The sequence below is a fragment of the Winslowiella toletana genome, from assembly GCF_017875465.1.
Classification (GTDB): Bacteria; Pseudomonadota; Gammaproteobacteria; order Enterobacterales; family Enterobacteriaceae; genus Erwinia; species Erwinia toletana.
Genome location: NZ_JAGGMQ010000001.1, coordinates 3,316,205 through 3,335,422 on the forward strand (window position 1 = coordinate 3,316,205; position 19,218 = coordinate 3,335,422).

Genomic DNA, 19,218 nt, shown 5'->3' on the forward strand with positions numbered 1-19,218 from the left:
CGGCCTCCGTTATTTGCTCGCGGCGTTGTACCAGACGCGGAAGCCATTCCAGGTCCAGTTTTTCACTGTCGGGCTGATGCCGGCGGTGTTGTACATCTGGAACATGATGGCCATCGGTCCTTTCTGCATCACTTCACGTTGCAGATCGGCGTACATGGCGGTGCGTTTGCTGTCGTCCGGCTCCAGCAGCGCGGCTTCAACGGCTTTATTCATCTGCTCGTCGTAGTAAGCGGCGCGCCAGCTTGGATACTGCGTGGCACGCGCTTCTTTGCTGTTGTCCGGGTTAAACACCAGCCGCGAGGCGTTGCCGTAGGCATCCGGCACCGAGGTTTGCCATGCCATCATCACGCTCTGGAATTCACGACCGCGTGCGCGGCTGAACAGCTGGGCATTAGCCATCCGCTCCAGCTTCAGTGTGACCCCGATTTTGGCGGCGTTCTGCTGGATGCTCTGGGCGATAGGCGCTGAGTGCGGCAGGGTGCCGAAAAACACAGTGGAGGTGAAACCATTCGGGTAACCGGCTTCGGTCAGCAGCTGTTTAGCTTTGGCCAGATCGAGTTTAAACGGCTGACCCTCTTTGGCGTCCAGCGCGCCGAAAGCGCCGAGTTGCGCAAAGCTGGCGCGCGGCACGCCGAGGTACGGCATGACGCTGTTCGCCAGGCCGTCGTAATCGATCAGGTAGCGCATTGCCAGACGTACTTTTTCATTTTTGAAAATCGGGTCTTCGTTGTTAAAGCTCCAGAAGAACAGCTGCGGTTTCAGGGTTTTTTCCACCTTAACCTTGCCGCCTTCATCCAGCGTTTTCAGATCGTCTGCTGACAGGTCGCGGGCAATATCGACATCGCCCTGCGTCAGCAGCAGGCGCTGGGTGCCGGTTTCCGCCACATGACGGATCAGAATGCGTTTCAGATGTGGCTGCTCGCCCCAGTAGTTGGGCGTTGACTGTAATACCACGCCCTCACCGGCGTTCCAGCGCGCCAGCTGATACGGTCCGACGCAGGCGGTATGGGTGGAGAGATATTTATGGCCGAAGTCGCCATCTACCGCCTGTTTCTCCAGCAGTTTGCGATCGACCAGTGAGGAGACGTTATTGGCGGCAATCGCCTGAAGCACCAGGTTGGTGGGATAGGCTTTATCGAAGGTCAGCACCAGTGTGTTGTTATCCGGCGCGGTAATTGTCTGGTCGACGTTCTCTTTAGTAAAACCGTACTCTTTAATCGCCGCCGCGTTGCCATAGCCGAGTTTAACCACCCGCTGCAGTGACCACGCCAGATCGCCCGCCGTTGCCGGGGAACCATCGGCAAACTTCATGTTCTTTTGCAGATGAAAGGTAATGGTTTTCCGGTCGGCAGAAACATCCCAGCTCTGCGCCATATTCGGCACCACTTTTTTCTCATCTTTGACGTCAAAATCCACCAGCGTATCGCAGGTGTTGGTATAGATTTCATTGGTGACCACTTCACCAATTTGCGCCGGATCCCAGGTGCTGATGGCGTCGATATTCCACGCCATTACCAGTGAATCGGGCGGTGTTGCGGCCTGACTGGCCGCGCTAAAAGTGCCCGCCAAAACCAGTGCGGCGGCAATTGCATTCAGTTTGGTCATTATTATGCTCCAGAGGATAAAAGAATCAGAGTTCAGTCGGACGCGGTTGCACCGGTGGTTTCACTTCCGCCGGGATCGGGCATTTATAAGGGGTTTCACTGACCTGCTCGTAATGGGCTTTTTTCACCTGCGCCAGCAGCACTTTATCGGTCAGCACATCAATGGCGGTGGAGGCCATCACTTTGGCAACGTGGGTCAGACCTTTGTGCGCGGCCGGCATTTTGCCCTGTGCGGTCAGCTGCCAGGAGTGGCCCGGCGTGGCAATCGCCATGGTCGGAACATGAGCCTGCACTGTTGGGATCACCCAGCTGACATCGCCAACGTCGGTGGAACCCATCATCACTTCACCCTGGGTATCAAGCGGGATAATAAAGTCGCTGAGCGGCTTTGGCGTGGCGCGTTTCATGCCGGTTTTGCGGATATCGCTGGCGATCTCTTCCGCGCTGAGCGTCGCCTGAATCTCGGCGGCAAACGCCAGGTCGGCGTCATCAAACTTCACGGTGCCCAGCTGTTCCAGGTTACGCTGCATCGCCTCTTCCAGCGGGCGGTTGCCCAGCAGGTTGGAGACGGCGCTCATAATGCTGATCTCGACCTGGGTATCGGTCATCATCGCCGCGCCCTGCGCCACGCGTTTGACGCGCTCATTCAGATCGAACATCGCATGCACATCGCGTGAACGGATGGCGTAACGCACTGCAGCTTTCGCCTGCACCACGTTTGGCGCGATACCGCCGGAATCGAGCATCGCGTAGTGGATCCGCGAATCCTGCGGTACATGCTCACGCAGGAACTGAACGCCGACATTCATCAGCTCAGCGGCATCCAGTGCGCTGCGGCCCAGGTGTGGCGATGCGGCGGCATGCGAAGAGCGACCGGTAAAGAAGAAGTCCATGCGAGTGTTGGCGAGGGATTGCGGTTTTGCCACTTCGTGATGGGCGCTGGGGTGCCAGGTAATCGCCACATCAACGTTATCGAAAGCGCCTGCGCGCGCCATAAAGGATTTCGCTGCGCCGCCTTCTTCGGCCGGACAGCCGTAGTAGCGTACGCGGCCAGGCGTGCCGGTCGCGGCCAGCCACTCTTTCAGCGCGGTCGCGGCCAGCATAGCGGCAGAACCTAACAGGTTATGACCGCAGCCGTGCCCCTGGCCATTGCCTGGCAGCGGGGAGGGATAAGCGACACCGGACTCCTGGCTCAGGCCAGGCAGGGCATCATATTCGCCGAGAATGGCAATAATCGGGCCGCCTTCACCGGCTTCGCCGATAACCGCCGTCGGGATGCCGGCGATATTCTCAGTCACGCGGAAACCCTGCTGTTTCAGCATCGCGGTATGTTCGGCCACGGAGCGGTATTCGGTATAACAGATCTCCGGCATACCCCAGACGCGGTCGCTCAGATCACAGAATTCGGTTTTATGTTCATCCACCAGCTTCCAGACTAACTCTTTGTTTTGCATGACTGTCCCCAGAAATCGTTGTCAGGCGCGTGCGCGGCCCAGGACATTCAGAATGCGCGTGGGTGGCGGCAAAATACCAATGAGCATTTCGCCTGTCCCATTCCAAAAATGCATAGTTTGGTGTCTGGATTTACGGGCGGCGTTATCGCCGCCTTTGTCAGGATTATCACGCTGCCGAAACGGCGGTTTCTCCTTTGGCGCTCAGCCAGAAGGCTTCCGCCTGATGATTGCGCAGGTGTGGCTGACGATACAGACGGATATCCAGCGGCATATCCCAGTGGCGATCGCCGGCGCGCACCAGCATGCCGCGGCTTAACTCTTCATGGATCAGACTTTCCGGCAGCCAGGCGACGCCGCTGCCCGACAGCACCATCGCTTTCAGGTTAATCGACATGCTGTTTTCATAGATTGGCGCCAGCGGCAGCGGCTTGCGGCTAAACATCTCCGCCAGCGCATGGGCAAAGAAGGAGTGGTGGCCATAGCTGAGATAGGGAATCGGCTGCTGATCAAGACCGACAGGATAGAGCGGTTTACCGTCACTGTCGGGACGACACACTGCTATAGCGCGTTCGGTACCCAGCCGCAGCATCGGGTAGCGGGCGAGTTGCTGGATCAGCGAGACAGAATCATGGGCGTAGGTCAGCAGAAAATCGGTTTCATCGCTGTGCAGCAGCGTAATGTGCTCCACAAAGGTCGGTTTTTGATCGCACAGGCGAATATAGCTCAGCTGCTGATGCTGACTAATCTGTTTGATCCAGTCGGGGAAAAAGGTCAGCGACAGCGTATTCAGCATCGCAAAACGCATCACCGAGGTCCGGCGCGTATAACGCTGATGCATATCGTTACGCAGGTGTGACATGGCAAACACTGTTTCACTGGCGGTGGCGAGGAACGCCTGCCCTTCAGGCGTCAGCGTCACCGGATAGGTTTTACGGTCAAACAGCGGCACGCCAAGCCACTCCTCAAGCTGGCGGATACGCCGGCTCAGTGCGGACTGGGTAACATGACGCTCATCCGCAGCGCGAGTAAAGCTGTAGCAACGCGTGACACTGAGAAAATCTTCGAACCATTTCAGTTCCATAACAAAAGCCTCGGTCTGGACGAAAAGGAAGGGGAGTTCAGCTGATCGACAGAAGATCACGCAAAAATCGCGCCACACTGTTAAATGGTCCTGAAATCTCTTTTTTTCGCCTCTCAGCCTGCGATAATGCCGGTAAGCATCTATTCACCACGCGCGCAGTGCAGAAACTGCACTTTTATAGTGCGTGACAAGGCCGTCTGGCTGGCAGAGGAAAGTACAATGGAATATGAATTTTTACGTGATCTCACCGGCGGGGTGAAGGTACGTATGTCGATGGGCCATGAAGTTGTGGGGCACTGGTTTAATGAAGAAGTAAAAGAGAATCTCACGCTGCTGGACGATGTTGAAGCGGCGGTGCAAGCGATTAAAGGCAGTGAGCGCCAGTGGCAACATGTCGGTCATGAGTACAGTTTGTGGATGGATGATGAGGAGATTATTATCCGCGCCAATCAGCTGAATATCGAAGATGACGGTATGGAAGAGGGCATGAGCTATTACGATGAAGAGAGTCTGTCATTCTGCGGTGTGGAGGATTTTCTCGCGGTGATCGCCGCCTACCGACTGTTTTTACAGGGAAAATAATCGGGACGGGATTGAACCCGTCCGCAAAATTCACAACGATGCACCGCCGCAAATCACCAGCTCCTGACCGGTAATTGCCCCGGCCAGTGGTGACAGCAGATAATTCACCAGTCCGGCCACCTCCTGTGGCTGAATAAAACGCCCAATCGGCGGCAACTTCGGCGGTGAGCTTTCGCGTCCCGGTTGTTTCAGCATTGGCGTCTCGGTCGCGCCTGGCGCGACGATATTGACCGTTATGCCGCGTCCGGCCAGCTCCGCCGCCCAGCTTCTGATCATCCCTCTCATCGCGGATTTAGTGGTGACGTACTGGCTGCGACCGGCGGCGCCGGTCGAGGTGCGACTGCCGAGCAGCACAATGCGGCCGCCCGCAGGCAGTTGTGGTGCCAGCTGATTGGCCAGCACCTCCGCCACACGAATATGCAGCTGCCACAGCTGTTCACTGATGGTTTCATCCAGTTCACCGAGAGGCGCTGCTTTCATCATCCCCGCAGCATGAATCACCGCATCCACCGGCGACAGACTGCTTAGCGCCTGCTTCAGCGCCGCAGTGTCAAACAGATCAACCGGGAGCGATTGAAACGCCGGATTATCGTCGCTGACAAGGGTGCGGCTGAGTCCGGTCACCGCCCAGCCCTCCTGCAATAACGTTTGCGTTATCGCGGCGCCTATCCCGGAACTGGCGCCGGTTACCAGCGCATGACGCTTCATCACTGCGCCTCCAGCATCGCCAGCGGAATTTTAAATACCGCTTTGCGTACCTGTGCGGGTTTACCTGCGGCGCACAACGCCTGATGCGCCTCGCCGGGATAGAAGGTGACAAAATCACCGGCGCGCAGATGTATCGCTTGTGTCAGCTGCGGACTGGCGAGGATAAACAGATCCGGCTTGCGCTCTTCCGCCTGCTGCTGACGGGCATCCAGGCAGGAGAAATTAATGATCTCCTCGCCTGCCAGCAGCACCTGAATATCTAAATAGTGGCGATGAAACTCAGTATGACGCGTCGCTGCGGGCGCGGTCTGCGCCGCGCCAATATGGCAGAACCAGTCAGCGCCTGGCGGCTGGATTTTGCCGTCATCATGGGCCTGCAACGCCGCCAGACTGTATTGCGGTTGTGACAACAGCGACCAGAGTGAAGCTGGCAGGGTCGCCAGCGTCAGTGCATTAAGATTACCGGCGATCATGCTTTATCTCCTGTCAGCCACGCCTCGTTGACGCGCACATATTTAATTGCCTGACGGAAATAGGTGTAAGCAATATGCAGTTCGCCGTTAATGCCCTGCTTAATGCTGGGATAGGAGAATTCGCGATTCAGTTTCTGCTGTGAGTTGTTGGTCATGCAGTAGCCATCGCCCTCATCCAGATTGCGCTGCTGCGGCCAGCTTTTGCCGCCATCGGTAGAGATCGCCAGCGTCATAGGCGCACGCGGCGCGCCCCAGAATGCGCTGCGGCCGGTATGTGCTTTTGGCTCCAGCGCTACCGCCACATCGTCGTCCTCATCTTCAATTTCGTCATACAGCGAGGCGCGGCGTTCAGTGGCATCGGCGGCGCTCATCTTGTTAAACACCAGCGCCAGATGGCCGTTGTGCAGTGTTGTCACCTGAATTGACGAGTTATTGTTGGGCAGTTCCGTTGCCTGTGGCGCAGACCAGCTGTTGCCGCCATCGGTTGAACGGCTCTGATAGATAAAGTCCGCCCAGCGGCTGCGGTACAACGCCAGCAGCGAGCCATCCTTCAGCAGGGTGATATTCATGTGCACACAGCCGGTACTTTCCGGCACCGCCACATCGCGCCAGCTTTTGCCTTTATCGCTGGAGATTTTTACCGCGCTGACATCATGGTTACCGACCCATTTCTCGCCCGGCGTGGTGCGGCAGTAGAACACCGGCAGCAGCCAGTCGCCGTTATTTAAAACCACCACTGGCTGACGGATAAAGGTGCCCGGCTGATCGAGCAGCGTTTCGATAGCTCCCCAGCTGCGACCAAAATCGCGCGACTGGCGGTAGCGCACAATCGCGGTATCCTGATTGCCCGATTTCTGCGCGGTATACAGCAGCCACAAAATATCATCCGGATCGAGGAACAGCACCGGGTTCTGTTCGGAGCGGGTCGGATCTTCCGACAGCTTTTCCGCGGCAGACCAGCGCTCACTGCCTTTTTCCAGCCGCGAGCAGTAGATGGAGATATCAGCAATACCTTCCTGAGTACCGGCAAACCATGTACAGAGCAGATCGCCGTCCGGTAACGGTAACAGATTAGCGGCATGGTTCTGCGGGCAGGCCGAAGGCAGCATCGCGCTTAGCTGTTGTTGATTACCGGTTAGCAGGCCAGTGCGTTCAACGGCGACAGTTTCCATAGTCATATCAGGCTCCACTTTTCTGAATTTGGGGTTTGGTTTTTTTGCTCTGTTTTTCTGCGCGCGTCGGGATCAGACGGTCGATTAACATGATCACCGCCGGGGTCACCAGCGCGACATACATGTTGTTGATGCCAAACGGATCGCCCAACATATACCAGACCGAGGTCACCACACAGGCGCCAATCAGCCCTGCATTCGCGCCGCGCGCGCTCTTAAAGAACGGCAGGTAGAAGGCAATCATTGCCACGACTGAAATCGACAGGCGAATGGCGCGGGTAAAGAATGACAGCTTCAGCACTTCCGGCACGAACAGCACGAAAATCAGTGGCGCGAAACCAATCGCCAGTGATAACCAGCGCGTCATTTTAAATTCGCGCTCTGGCGTTGGGTTGCGATAAGGCACATAGAAGTCTTTAACAATCAGCGAGGCAATCGCCAGCGCGACGGTACTGACACTGACGAAGATCGATGCCACCAGTGAGGTGGTGACAATCCCCGCCAGCCATGGGTTCATATCCTGCAGGAACACCGGTAATGCATACAGGCTGTTGATCTCCGGATGCAGGTATTTCGCCGCCACACCGATAATCGCGATGGCAATCGCAATGGGCAGACAGAACAGGAAAGCGACCCAGGTGGCGCGTTTGGCCGATTTGGCATCTTTGGTGGAAGAGATCGCCTGAATGACAAACTGGGTACAGAAGATGGATCCAATGGTGCCAATCAGCCAGGCAAAAATGGTGCTGGCGCCGATATTGCCGTCCCATGTCCAGTAGAAGTCCGGCATATTTTGCACCATTGGGGTAATACCGCCGGTCATATGCAGCGCCACACCAAGGATCACCAGTACGCCAAAATACTTGATGCCACTGTGTAGCAGCGTAACCCAGGCCATCCCTTTCATGCCGCCAAAGGCGAAGTAGAAGGTACTGACGACCGCGGTAATAAACGCCGCTACCGGCAGGTTCACTTTTAGTACTGTTGAAATGGCCGCCGCGCCGCTGACATAGTTACCCACGTTAACCAGTAGCAGGGCGTAAATCATAATTAGCGAGATAATATTTTTAGTGGAGTTACCATATTTCTCGGCAATCGCACCAGAAATAGTGATTTTCCCGGTGTTGTAGATGCGTTTAACCAGCAACAGGCCAAAGATGGGGAAACCAATCGCCGCGCCAATTACCGACCAGGAAGCGGCGAAACCATCTTCAAATGCCGCCTGTGCGGTACCGATAGTGGATTTTGCGCCGATATATTCTGACATTAACATCACTCCGACAATAAAGGCCGGCATCGCACGCGAGCCTTCCATAAAATCGCCTGAGCTTTTACTTCTTAACCGGTAGGTTAACCAGGTGGTAAACAGGATGTACGCTATGACGATGCCGATAATAATTAGCGTATCTTCAGCGGTAAATTCTTTCATTTCAGCCTCTTAACAGACGTAATGAACCCTGGGTGTGTAAGGCAACACCCGCTTCAGCAAATCGGAAATGGTTTTATTAAATTTTTTTATTGCAGGTACTGGTTCACGATCTGACGAATGCGTTGTTCGTCTTCTGCGCTGAACTGCACCGCATAGCGGCTGTCGCCGACATCATGGCCCATCAGCGCCAGCGCTTTTTTCACCGCTGCCGGAGAGAAGGCGACGCTGTACAGATCGGTACGCAGGCCGGTGACGTTTTGCTGGGCTTTATGCGAGGCTTCGATATCACCGGCGTTAAAGTGCGCCCAGATAGCGTTAATTTCGTCAGGCGCCACGTTGGCCAGCCCGGAAATACAGGCGGAACAGCCATCGACAAAGCCCTGATGAATCAGCGAATCCGGCCCATTCAGCACGTTAAAGTTGTCGATGCCTTCGGCTGCCTTTAAAAAGCCGCTCAGGCTTTCATAGCTCCCGGCGCTGTCTTTGATGCCGATGATATTCGGATGCGCCGCCAGCGTGCGCACGGTGTCCGGTTGCAGGGTATTGCCGGTGCGCGCCGGGATGTTGTAGAGGAATAGCGGCACCTCAAGGGCGTCGGCCACAGCGCGATAGTGCGCAATCAGCTCTTCCTGTTTTAGCGGCACAAAATAGGGCGTGATAACCGAAACCGCATCCACACCCAGTTTTGCTACCTGCCTGCCAAGACGAATGGTTTCACGCGTCGAGATCTCGCCGATATGGGCGACCACATTTGCGCTGCCCGCCACTTCATCAACGCAGGTTTCGGTCACTGCCAGCTTCTCCTGCTCGTTCAGCACAAAGAATTCGCCGTTAGTCCCGCCGCAGAAGATGCCATTACCGGCTTTTAGCTGACGCTGGATCTGCTGGCGCATCGCGCTGGCGTTATACGCGCCGTCGCGGTCAAAGGCGGTGACAATGGCGGTGAGTACGCCGTCAATTTTTTTGCTCATCTTATCCTCGGAATTTATTCGTGATTGAGTGTCGGAAACAGCGTCAGGTAGATATCGCGTACATCACTGGCGCTGACCGCTGCCGGAACATTTTTCATCAGGCGCTGCACATCCAGCGCAGCTTCCACCAGGTAGGGCAGGTGGTCAGCATTGATCCCCAGCTCATCAAGGCTGGCGGGCAGTTTCAGGCGTTTAACCAGCGCGGCGAAGTAGTCGACCAGCGCGTGCGATTTCGCCTCTTCCGTCAGTGAAGGATTCGCATCGGGCAGCAGGTCGTATGCCTGAGCAAATTTGCTCACTGCCGCCGGGCGCACAAAGCGCATGCAGGGCGCCAGCAGAATGGCGTTCGCCACGCCGTGCGGGATATGGTATTTGCCGCCCAGCGGATAGGACATGGCGTGAACCAGATGGGTGCCGGCATGGGCAATCGCTGCGCCGCCGTAGTAAGAGGCCCACAACATATCGAGACGGGCGCTAAGGTTTGCCGGTTCGGCAAGGGTGGTTTCAAGGCTGGCAAACAGCTTTCTCATACCGATTAGCGCGTAGTTATCACTGACCGGATTCGAGACAGTTGCGGTAAAGCACTCAATCAGATGGCAGAGCGCATCAATGCCGGTAGAAGACGCGATATGGGCGGGCATGCTGGTGGTCAGTTCCGGCACCAGCGCGACAAAATCCGGTAACATCACTGGCGAAATAATGCCTACCTTGGTCTCTTTTTCCGGGATCGCCAGAATCGCGTTCGGCGTCGCTTCGGAGCCCGTTCCGGCGGTGGTCGGGATCAGCAGAGTGGTGGTGCGCGTCAGCGGCTTGTCACCGGCCAGCAGGGCATCCAGCGTTGGCGCGTTATCCACACACAGCACCGACAGCAGCTTGGCGACGTCCAGCACGCTGCCGCCGCCAATGCCAATCACCATATCAATACCTTGCGTCTCCAGCGGCGCCAGAATGGCCGCGACGTCGTGCTGGCTTGGTTCCGGCGGCACGCTGTCGATAATTTTCAGGCTGCCGACATGCGACTTCACTTGCGCAATAAGCTGTTGTACTGCCGGGATCGCCACAATATTTTTATCGCTGACCAGCAATACGCTCTGCTTGTCCTGCAGCAGATAGCCAATGTCGTTAAGCGCCTGGTAGCCGCTGATAAGGGTGCTGTTGATATTCATTATTTCTGCCTTTTCTCCTGGCGATCGCTTGCTGGAATCGCTGGTGATTGTAATTCGTCATTTCAACGCGACGGCTGTCACAACTGCTGGCTAATTTTATAAGACAAATTGATTTTGATTAATTTGATCTTGCTCACATATAATCAATCGTGATTGAATATAATCATTATCGGGTTGTGTGGCATGATGACTACCGCAATCTTTCAACCCTGATGGAGAACAGATGACGCAGTGGAAAACCCCGGTATGGGTGATTGCCGATGATTTTACCGGCGCGAATGACGCCGGCAGCGGGCTGGCAAGGGCCGGTGCGCGGGTCAATGTACTGTTTGACTGCAACAGCGCGCTAAACAGCGCCGAGGCTGATGTCTGGGTAATCAGCACCGACAGCCGGGCGCTGAGTGCGCCTCAGGCTGCCGAACGCACCCGTCAGGCAATGGCGGCTGGCGTGGAGAGAGTGCGTGATGGCTGGATTTTTAAAAAAATCGACTCCACCCTGCGCGGTAATCCGGGAGCGGAGATTGAAGCGGCGCTGCTGGCCAGCGGCAGACAGCTGGCGTTAATAGCGCCTGCGGTTCCTAAGCTGGGCCGCACCACGCGCGGCGGCTATTGCCTGATCGACGGACAATTGCTGACCGCCACCGAATTTGCCAGTGACCCGAAAACCCCGGTAGGCGACGCCAGCGTACTGGCGCGGCTGCAGGCGCAAAGTGACCTGAGCGGCGCGGTGCTGAGCCTTGATGAGCTGCGCTCCGATACGTTAGCGCAGCGGCTGCAACACCATCTGCATCAGGGCACGCGTTTACTGGTGGTTGATGCCGAATCGGATCACGATATTCAGCGCCTGATGCGCGCTGCCGCGCAGCTGGCGGAAAAACCGCTGCTGGCCGGATCCGCCGGATTAAGTGATGCGCTCGGCGCCTTGCTGTCCGATCGTCCCGCAGCGCCGCTGCTGGCGGTGGTGGGTTCGATGAGTGATATCGCCCGGCAGCAGATTGCGCGGCTGCAAACCCAGCATTCTGTGACGCTGGTGGATATCGATATCACCGCGCTGTTTCAGCAACCGCCGTGGCCGCAGAGCAGCAGCTGGCTGCAACAGGCCATCACGGCGCTTCAGCAGGGAGAGCACTGCATTATCCGCACCTGCCAGCAGGCAGATCAGCGCCATACGATTGCGGCGCTGTGCCAGCAGCATCAGATCTCACGTCAGCAATTAGGTGAACAAATTTGCCAGCAGCTCGGCGAGCTGACCGCGGCGATTTTGCCGCAGGCCGAGCCAGCCGGGCTTTATCTTTCCGGTGGGGATGTGGCGCTGGCGATTGCGCGGCGGCTGGGCGCCAGCGGATTTCAGATTAAAGGGCAGGTGGCGGGCTGTGTGCCTTACGGTCATCTGCTGAACAGGTATCAACACATGCTGGTGATGACCAAGGCCGGTGGCTTTGGTGATGAAAACACCCTGGTAGAAGTTATTCGTTTTATTGAGGAGAAGTCGAGTGAGTAAAATTATTGCGGTTACCATGGGCGACCCGGCAGGTATCGGTCCGGAAATTATTATCAAGTCACTGGCCGAAGGTGAGCTGTCCGGCGCACCGGCCGTGGTGGTGGGATGCGCCACTACGCTGCGTCGCATACTGAGCCTGAATATTACGCCGCAAGTGGAATTACGCGTGCTGGATAAGGTGTCAGATGCGCACTTTGCGCCAGGCATTATTAATATTATCGACGAGCCGCTGGTGGATCCGCAGGGGTTAAAACCGGGAGTGGTGCAGTCCGAGGCGGGTGATCTGGCATATCGCTGCATAAAACGCGCCACAGCGCTGGCAATGGCCGGTGAGGTGCACGCTATCGCTACGGCGCCACTGAATAAGGAAGCGCTGCACTCTGCCGGGCATATCTATCCGGGCCATACCGAACTGCTGGCGCAGCTGACGGACAGCAAAGATTACGCCATGGTGCTGTATACCGATCGACTGAAAGTGATCCACGTCACCACCCATATTGCACTGCGTAAGTTCCTTGATACGCTGGGACGCGAGCGGGTGGAAACCACCATTGCGATGGCGGATACCTTTATGAAGCGTGTGGGTTATGACCATGCGCGTATCGCGGTGGCGGGCGTAAATCCGCATGCCGGTGAAAATGGCCTGTTTGGCGATGAAGAGATCACTATCGTCGGACCTGCCGTCGAAGCGATGAAAGCCAAAGGCATCAATGTTTATGGTCCGTGCCCGCCGGATACCGTCTATCTGCAGTGTTATGAAGGGATGTATGACATGGTGGTGGCGATGTATCACGACCAGGGACATATTCCGCTGAAGCTGTTGGGTTTCTATGACGGGGTGAATATCACCGCCGGACTGCCGTTTATCCGCACTTCTGCTGACCATGGCACGGCATTTGATATTGCCTGGACAGGTAAAGCGAAGTCTGAGAGCATGGCGATTTCCATCCAACTCGCGATGCAACTGGCATAAGGAAATATGAAGGGACAAAGCCGCCTCGATCAGATTATGGACTATCTGAAAAGTCATAATCTGGTCACTGTTGAACAGCTGGTCGCCGCCATTTCAGCGTCGCCAGCCACCATTCGCCGTGACCTGATTAAGCTTGATCAGGAGGGCGTGATTAGCCGCACGCATGGCGGTGTAACGCTGAATCGCTTTATCCCCGCCCAGCCGACCACTCAGGAGAAGTCGCAGCGTCATCTGGCCGAGAAGCAGGCGATCGCCCATCAGGCGGCAAGTCTGGTCAAATCTGGCGATTCGGTGGTGCTGGATGCTGGCACCACCATGCTGGAACTGGCGCGCGAGCTGACGCATCTGCAACTGCGGGTGATTACCGCGGATCTGCATATTGCGCTGTTTCTGTCAGAGTTTAAGCAGATTGAGGTGACGATTATCGGTGGCCGTATCGATGATTCCAGCCAGTCCTGTATTGGCGATCATGGCCGACGTTTTCTGCGCACTGTCTATCCGGATATCGCTTTTGTCAGCTGTAACTCATGGAGTCTGGAGAAGGGCATTACTACCCCGACCGAGGAGAAAGCCGGGCTGAAGCAGGATCTGCTGGTCAATTCGCGCCGTCGCGTGTTGCTGGCTGACAGCAGTAAGTACGGCTCCTGGTCACTGTTTTGCGTGTCGCCATTGCAGGGACTGACCGATATTATTACCGATAAATATCTGGAAGCCGATGTACGCACTGAACTGACCGGGCAGCCGTTTCAGCTGATGCTGACGGCGTAAGGCAGCCAGAGACAACCCCCTGCTGAGTCTGAAATAGCCCTGCGCTAACCAGGCGGACCCCATTATCCTCTTTTTTATCTTGTCGGTTGTTATGGTAAATTGCGTGTGAGATGAGCACAGGAAGGAACACTCAGGATGAGTAAACGATCGGAAATTATCGACGGCAAATATGCTGCTTCTCGACCGACGGGTTTGATTTATACCGAAGTGCTTGGCTGGGTGGATCTGGGCCACGCACAGGGTTCTGATATTCGTAACTTACTTAGCAGAATGACCCGAGGAGAGGCTTCGGGAACAGAGTTCTATGATGTGACGTACGCTCAGGGGATGACGTCTCCTTACGGGTTGTTACGTTCGGGCAAGGTGATGACCTGGCGCAACCGGCGCGGGCGGCCTCACTGGGAGCAGAAAAGCATCGCGCTGGCGATGATGATGACCATGGCGCGTAAGTTTGAGGCGTTTCAGGGATCGTTTCCCAATAACCTGGTAACTGACAGCGGTTTCGGCGGCGAGGATCTGGTCTCAGACCTGCTGGGTTTTTTACCGTGTGGTGTCAGTTCAGAATCCCTTTAATCAGCTGTGGCCGGTCAGCAAGAAAGAAGCCCTGAAGCGCTGGGACTATTACGGCAAGATTGGTAGCTGGAAAAACGAGACGTTCCAGCCGCTGCTGTTCCCGGATCCGGAAAAATTTCCCCACTGACGGCCACGTAAAGGGCTGCTGCCGCCGTTCATGCGGACGATTGTACCCTACAATGATTTTCTGTCCGGTAACGTGATCCTGCCGCAGCAGAACGGGACGTTTGCGATTATTGGTGCCAGCAACGGCAGGATGGGACTATGAGAAAACGCACGAAATTTTGGACTGGCGCAATTCTTGTTGCCGGAATTATTCTGGCCGCTGTCTGGACGTTTCTTAAGCTGGAGTTTGCAGGCTCTGCATCTTACACCGAGCAGGACTGGCTGAAGTACGAATTCTATACGCCTGAACTGCTGAAACAAATGCCCAGGATTTCAGACAACTATAATTTTGATTTTACTAACATTACCGGTCCGGAAGCTCTTGTTTTTTCAGTTCATTTTCAAGGGGCCACTGACAGCAGTGAGATCCGGAATTACTTAAGAGTTAAGGGATATGAACCACAAAAAACATGTAGTATTGAGGCGGAATGCTGGCGAAGCTATGAGAGTAATGATGTTGTTTCAATAGGTAACTTTATGTCTTCAAAGGAAGTTTTTGTTGATATATATCGAAGCCCGTACACGGACCCTCTGACCGATTTGAAATGATCTTCCTGGAAATTTCGGCGGTTGCGGCTTAGAACCCCTGGGTCGGCGAGAAATGGACATCAGCCAAAAAGTTAGATGCCATTCTCGCCGCCCACTGTTACAGCGTTTTCAATCCCACGGCAGGGATATTGCGGCCGTAGTAAATTTCACGCATCTCTTTCCACAACAAATCGGTAATGCGTTTGTGCTCTTGCGGGCGCAAATCTTCCGGTTTGGTGTTAAACAGGTAGTGTTTTAAGTCGAACTCTTTCAGCAGCATCTTAGTGTGGAAGATATTCTCCTGATAAACGTTCACATCCATCATGTCGTACATCGACTTCATATCTTCAGACATAAAGTTCTGAATCGAATTAATCTCGTGATCAATAAAGTGTTTTACGCCGTTAACGTCACGGGTAAAGCCACGCACACGATAGTCGATAGTGACGATGTCAGATTCCAGTTGATGAATTAAGTAGTTCAGCGCTTTTAGCGGCGAGATGACACCGCAGGTAGAGACCTCGATATCGGCGCGGAAAGTGCAGAGTCCGCCTTCCGGGTGACTTTCCGGGTAGGTATGGACGCAGATATGGCTCTTATCCAGATGGGCCACCACGGAGTTCGGCAGTGGACCAGGATGTTCCGAGTTATCGATATCACGCGGGTCAATAGGCTCTTCGCTCACCAGAATGGTGACGCTGGCCCCTTGTGGTTCGTAATCCTGACGGGCGATATTCAGCACATTAGCGCCAATGATCGAGCAGGTTTCGCTCAGGATTTCAGTCAGACGATTGGCGTTGTATTGCTCATCAATATAGGCAATGTATCCGTCGCGCTCCGCAGCGGTATTCGCATAGCAAATATCATAGATACAAAAACTCAGGCTCTTTGTCAGGTTGTTGAAGCCATGTAGTTTCAGCTTTTGCAATTTAGTTCACCCCCTTATAAATGCCCAGTCAGCTTGCGTCTGACAGTGCATTCAACAGATATTGCGGCAGGGCAAAGCTGCCAGTGTGGATCGCCGGATTATAGTAACGGCAGGTTATACCCGCTGCAGCAAAACGCGCCTGCAGGGTTGCGCTATCAAGCTGGCGCAAAGCTGGATTATCACTCGCCCAGGCAAAGGTCATAATGCCGCCATAATAGGTCGGGATCGCTGCCTGATAGAAGCTGACATCACTGAAGTAGTGACCCAGCTTGCGGTGACTGTTGATGGCTTCGTCCTGTTGCAGGAAACAAACGCCATTCTGCGCCACGAAGATGCCATTCTGATTAAGGCTGCGGTGGCATCCGGCGTAAAATTCAGAGGTAAACAGACTTTCGCCAGGACCAATCGGGTCGGTACAGTCAGAGATAATAACGTCGAATTTTTCGCTGCACTGATTAACGAAGTTAACGCCATCATCTATTACCAGCGTAAAGCGCGGATCCTCATAGGCTCCGGCGCTGTGGTTTGGCAGATACTGTTTGCAGAAGGTAACCACCCCGGCGTCAATTTCCACCATGGTGATCTGCTCAACCGATTGATGACGGCTGACTTCACGCAGCATTGCGCCATCGCCGCCGCCAATAATCAGCACTTTCTTCGCCGCGCCGTGCGCCAGTAGCGGCACATGGGTCATCATCTCGTGGTAGATAAACTCATCGCGCTCGGTGGTTTGTACCACGCCGTCAAGCGCCATAACGCGACCCAGAGCAGCATTTTCAAAGATAATCAGATCCTGATGTTCGGTCTTTTCACGATACAGCTGTTTATCAACCGTGAAATATTGTCCGAAACCGGCATGAAGTGTTTCATACCACATTTCATTTTGAGCCATGGAGGATCTCCTCAAAGTAGCCAGGAAAAATGGGCGGCACATAATAGCTAACTCTGACCGTGGTTGCACGGTCAAATTATCAGCAGTGGAGTAATCGCGGTGGGTTATTTTACGTAGGCCAGCAGGCTCAGGGAATCACGTGCGAGAGACTTACACTTTTTATCATTCGCGATGGCAATACCGCTCAAATCACGGTAGCTGTCTTCGCCTAACGCTTTCATGTTGTAACTGGCGTAATTGGTTAAATCCCAACGGTTTTGCTGGGCAAAAAACATCAGGGCTTTACGAATCTGGGCATCGGGAAGATCCTGATAGCCACAGTCATTTTTCAGGTAGACAAATACCGCGGTCAGATCCGCAAGATCTTCCGCTTCTGATTCGCTCAGCGCAAAGCTGGAGCAGGAAAAACCCAGCAGACCGGTCAGAAACAGAGCCTTGATGCCTTTCTTCATAATTCTTCTCACAAAGTTGCTATAACCTGACGTTAGCACAGTTAGACTCCGGGTTCAGACAATTTTGCCGCTTAAACTGCCTTCAACAGCCATTTTCATCAGTTTCCACCAACATGATGAATCTGATTGAACTTGACCTTACCGCCGGGGGAGGGTTTAAGCTGCGCAATAACTTTTACTGTAAAGGATGCAATGATGTTACGCCGTGATTTTATTAAGCTGAGCGCTGCGCTCAGTGCTGCCGGTGCGTTACCACTCTGGAGCCGCTCGCTGATGGCCGCAACCCGTCCGATGCTGCCGATTCCCGAGCTGCTGAGTGCCGACCCGCGCGGCGAAGTCACGCTAACCGCTCAGAGTGGTTTTTCAACCTGGAACGGCAAGCAAGTGCCGAGCTGGGGTTATAACGGCAATCTGCTGGGGCCGGCGCTGCTGCTGGAGCGCGGCAAACCGATTAGCGTCAATATCGACAACCGGCTGCCGCAGGCCACCACCCTGCACTGGCACGGGCTGGAGATCCCCGGCGCAGTGGATGGCGGACCGCAGGCGCGCATTGAGCCGGGCCAGCGCCGCACGGTGAGTTTTACCCCCGACCAGCCGGCGGCTACCTGCTGGTTCCACCCTCATCAGCATGGTGAAACCGGCTATCAGGTGGCGCAGGGGCTGGCGGGGCTGGTGATTATGCAGGATAACGACAGTGAAAAACTGATGCTGCCGAAGCAGTGGGGCGTCGATGATATTCCGCTGATTTTACAGGATAAACAGCTTAGCGCCGACGGCAGTAAAATCGATTATCAGCTGGATATTCTCAGCGCGGCGGTGGGCTGGTTTGGCAATATGATGTTAACCAACGGCGTGCAGTATCCGCAGCAGGCGGTGCCGCGCGGCTGGCTGCGTCTGCGCTTGCTGAATGGCTGTAACGCCCGTTCCCTGAAACTGGCGGCCAGCGATCATCGCCCGCTGTATGTGATTGCCAGCGACGGCGGCCTGCTGGCTGAACCGGTTAAAGTCACGGAGCTGGCGATGATGCCAGGTGAGCGCTTTGAAGTGCTGGTCGATACCAAAGATGGCAAAGCGTTTGACCTGGTGACCCTGCCGGTGCGTCAGATGGGGATGACGCTGATGCCGTTTGACCAGCCGCTGCCGCTGTTAAACGTTATCCCGCTGGCGATTCAGGCCAGTGGTCAGCTGCCGGACAAACTGGTCGATCTGCCGCCGCTGCCCGCCAGCGAAGGCATCACTAACCGCTGGCTGCAACTGATGATGGATCCGCAACTGGACCAGCTCGGGATGCAGGCGCTGATGCGCAAGTATGGCAATAAAGCGATGGCCGGGATGGCGATGGATGCGCACGACGATAAAGATGGCGACGGCGCAATGGATCACCGTGCAATGGCTGGCGACCCGGCAAGTTACGATTTCCATCACGGCAATAAGATCAACGGCCTGCCCTATGATATGGACAAGCCGATGTTTGCCGCCAGATTAGGCGATTATGAAAAGTGGACCATTTCCGGTGAAGGCGACGCCATGCTGCATCCGTTCCATATTCACGGCGCCCAGTTCCGCATTCTGTCGGAAAACGGTAAAGCGCCGGAAGCGCACCGCAGTGGCTGGAAAGACATGGTGCGCGTTGAGGGCTGGCGCAGCGAAGTGCTGGTGCGCTTTAACTATGTTGCTGATGCGCAGAATGCTTATATGGCGCACTGCCATCTGCTGGAGCATGAAGATACCGGCATGATGCTGGGATTTACCGTTAACTAAAGGCTGAGCGGGCGGCGAAAATGCCGCCGCTGCACCA

18 protein-coding genes and 1 pseudogene are annotated in these 19,218 nt (G+C 55.2%); 7 read left to right on the plus strand and 12 right to left on the minus strand.

Annotation, left to right across the window (positions count from 1 at the left end; genetic code table 11):
* Positions 1-9: 9 nt before the first annotated feature.
* From J2125_RS15325 to J2125_RS15335, 3 genes are all read right to left on the minus strand, one after another.
* Positions 10-1,605, minus strand: a complete 1,596-nt coding sequence (locus tag J2125_RS15325; protein WP_017800424.1) for an ABC transporter substrate-binding protein — start codon at positions 1,603-1,605, stop codon at positions 10-12.
* A gap of 25 nt (positions 1,606-1,630) precedes the next feature.
* Positions 1,631-3,058 carry a M20 family metallopeptidase gene (locus tag J2125_RS15330; RefSeq protein ID WP_017800423.1) on the minus strand — a complete coding sequence of 476 codons (1,428 nt, stop codon included), beginning with the start codon at positions 3,056-3,058 and terminating at the stop codon, positions 1,631-1,633.
* Positions 3,059-3,224: 166 nt separating this feature from the next.
* Positions 3,225-4,139, minus strand: a complete 915-nt coding sequence (locus J2125_RS15335) for a LysR family transcriptional regulator (RefSeq protein WP_017800422.1) — start codon at positions 4,137-4,139, stop codon at positions 3,225-3,227.
* 219 nt (positions 4,140-4,358) lie between these two features.
* On the opposite strand from J2125_RS15335, the gene yacL reads away from it, so the two are divergent.
* Positions 4,359-4,721, plus strand: a complete 363-nt coding sequence (yacL, locus tag J2125_RS15340; RefSeq protein ID WP_017800421.1) for a protein YacL — start codon at positions 4,359-4,361, stop codon at positions 4,719-4,721.
* 30 nt (positions 4,722-4,751) lie between these two features.
* Here the strand turns inward: yacL and J2125_RS15345 are convergent, their stop codons facing one another.
* From J2125_RS15345 to J2125_RS15370, 6 genes are all read right to left on the minus strand, one after another.
* On the minus strand, positions 4,752-5,429 hold the full coding sequence (locus tag J2125_RS15345) for an SDR family NAD(P)-dependent oxidoreductase (protein WP_017800420.1): 678 nt from the start codon (positions 5,427-5,429) through the stop codon (positions 4,752-4,754).
* Positions 5,429-5,902 carry a NanQ anomerase/TabA/YiaL family protein gene (locus J2125_RS15350; RefSeq protein WP_017800419.1) on the minus strand — a complete coding sequence of 158 codons (474 nt, stop codon included), beginning with the start codon at positions 5,900-5,902 and terminating at the stop codon, positions 5,429-5,431. The genes J2125_RS15345 and J2125_RS15350 overlap by 1 nt, the downstream gene beginning before the upstream one ends.
* Complete coding sequence (locus tag J2125_RS15355; RefSeq protein WP_017800418.1) at positions 5,899-7,080, minus strand: sialidase family protein; 1,182 nt, start codon at positions 7,078-7,080, stop codon at positions 5,899-5,901. The genes J2125_RS15350 and J2125_RS15355 overlap by 4 nt, the downstream gene beginning before the upstream one ends.
* A gap of 1 nt (position 7,081) precedes the next feature.
* A complete protein-coding gene (locus tag J2125_RS15360) occupies positions 7,082-8,503 on the minus strand; it encodes a sodium:solute symporter family protein (protein WP_017800417.1) in 1,422 nt (473 codons plus the stop codon).
* An 86-nt stretch (positions 8,504-8,589) separates the two neighbouring features.
* The gene (locus tag J2125_RS15365) at positions 8,590-9,474 is read right to left on the minus strand and encodes a dihydrodipicolinate synthase family protein (protein ID WP_017800416.1); all 885 of its coding nucleotides are present in this window, start codon (positions 9,472-9,474) and stop codon (positions 8,590-8,592) included.
* A 14-nt stretch (positions 9,475-9,488) separates the two neighbouring features.
* On the minus strand, positions 9,489-10,640 hold the full coding sequence (locus J2125_RS15370) for an iron-containing alcohol dehydrogenase (protein WP_017800415.1): 1,152 nt from the start codon (positions 10,638-10,640) through the stop codon (positions 9,489-9,491).
* 223 nt (positions 10,641-10,863) lie between these two features.
* Between J2125_RS15370 and dtnK the strand changes: the two genes are divergently transcribed.
* From dtnK to J2125_RS15395, 5 genes and pseudogenes are all read left to right on the plus strand, one after another.
* Positions 10,864-12,141 (plus strand): D-threonate kinase, encoded by a 1,278-nt coding sequence (gene dtnK / locus J2125_RS15375; protein WP_017800414.1) that lies wholly within the window; start codon positions 10,864-10,866, stop codon positions 12,139-12,141.
* A complete protein-coding gene (locus tag J2125_RS15380) occupies positions 12,134-13,114 on the plus strand; it encodes a D-threonate 4-phosphate dehydrogenase (RefSeq protein WP_017800413.1) in 981 nt (326 codons plus the stop codon). Before dtnK ends, J2125_RS15380 begins: the two co-directional genes overlap by 8 nt.
* A gap of 6 nt (positions 13,115-13,120) precedes the next feature.
* On the plus strand, positions 13,121-13,882 hold the full coding sequence (locus J2125_RS15385) for a DeoR/GlpR family DNA-binding transcription regulator (RefSeq protein WP_017800412.1): 762 nt from the start codon (positions 13,121-13,123) through the stop codon (positions 13,880-13,882).
* 135 nt (positions 13,883-14,017) lie between these two features.
* Positions 14,018-14,723: pseudogene (locus J2125_RS15390) on the plus strand (hypothetical protein).
* Positions 14,720-15,169, plus strand: a complete 450-nt coding sequence (locus J2125_RS15395; protein ID WP_017800410.1) for a hypothetical protein — start codon at positions 14,720-14,722, stop codon at positions 15,167-15,169. The pseudogene J2125_RS15390 and the gene J2125_RS15395 overlap by 4 nt, the downstream one beginning before the upstream one ends.
* Before the next feature lie 97 nt (positions 15,170-15,266).
* Here J2125_RS15395 and speD read toward each other — a convergent pair whose 3' ends face one another.
* The 3 genes from speD to J2125_RS15410 form a co-directional block, all read right to left on the minus strand.
* Positions 15,267-16,076, minus strand: coding sequence for an adenosylmethionine decarboxylase (speD, locus tag J2125_RS15400; RefSeq protein ID WP_017800409.1), 810 nt, complete (start codon positions 16,074-16,076; stop codon positions 15,267-15,269).
* 28 nt (positions 16,077-16,104) lie between these two features.
* Entirely contained in the window at positions 16,105-16,968 is an 864-nt protein-coding gene (speE, locus tag J2125_RS15405; protein WP_017800408.1) for a polyamine aminopropyltransferase, read from the minus strand.
* Between the two features lie 104 nt (positions 16,969-17,072).
* Positions 17,073-17,420: a YacC family pilotin-like protein gene (locus J2125_RS15410; RefSeq protein WP_017800407.1), complete on the minus strand. Its 348-nt coding sequence runs from the start codon at positions 17,418-17,420 to the stop codon at positions 17,073-17,075.
* A 195-nt stretch (positions 17,421-17,615) separates the two neighbouring features.
* Here J2125_RS15410 and cueO point away from each other — a divergent pair, with 195 nt between their 5' ends.
* Positions 17,616-19,181, plus strand: a complete 1,566-nt coding sequence (gene cueO, locus J2125_RS15415) for a multicopper oxidase CueO (RefSeq protein ID WP_017800406.1) — start codon at positions 17,616-17,618, stop codon at positions 19,179-19,181.
* Positions 19,182-19,218: the final 37 nt, after the last annotated feature.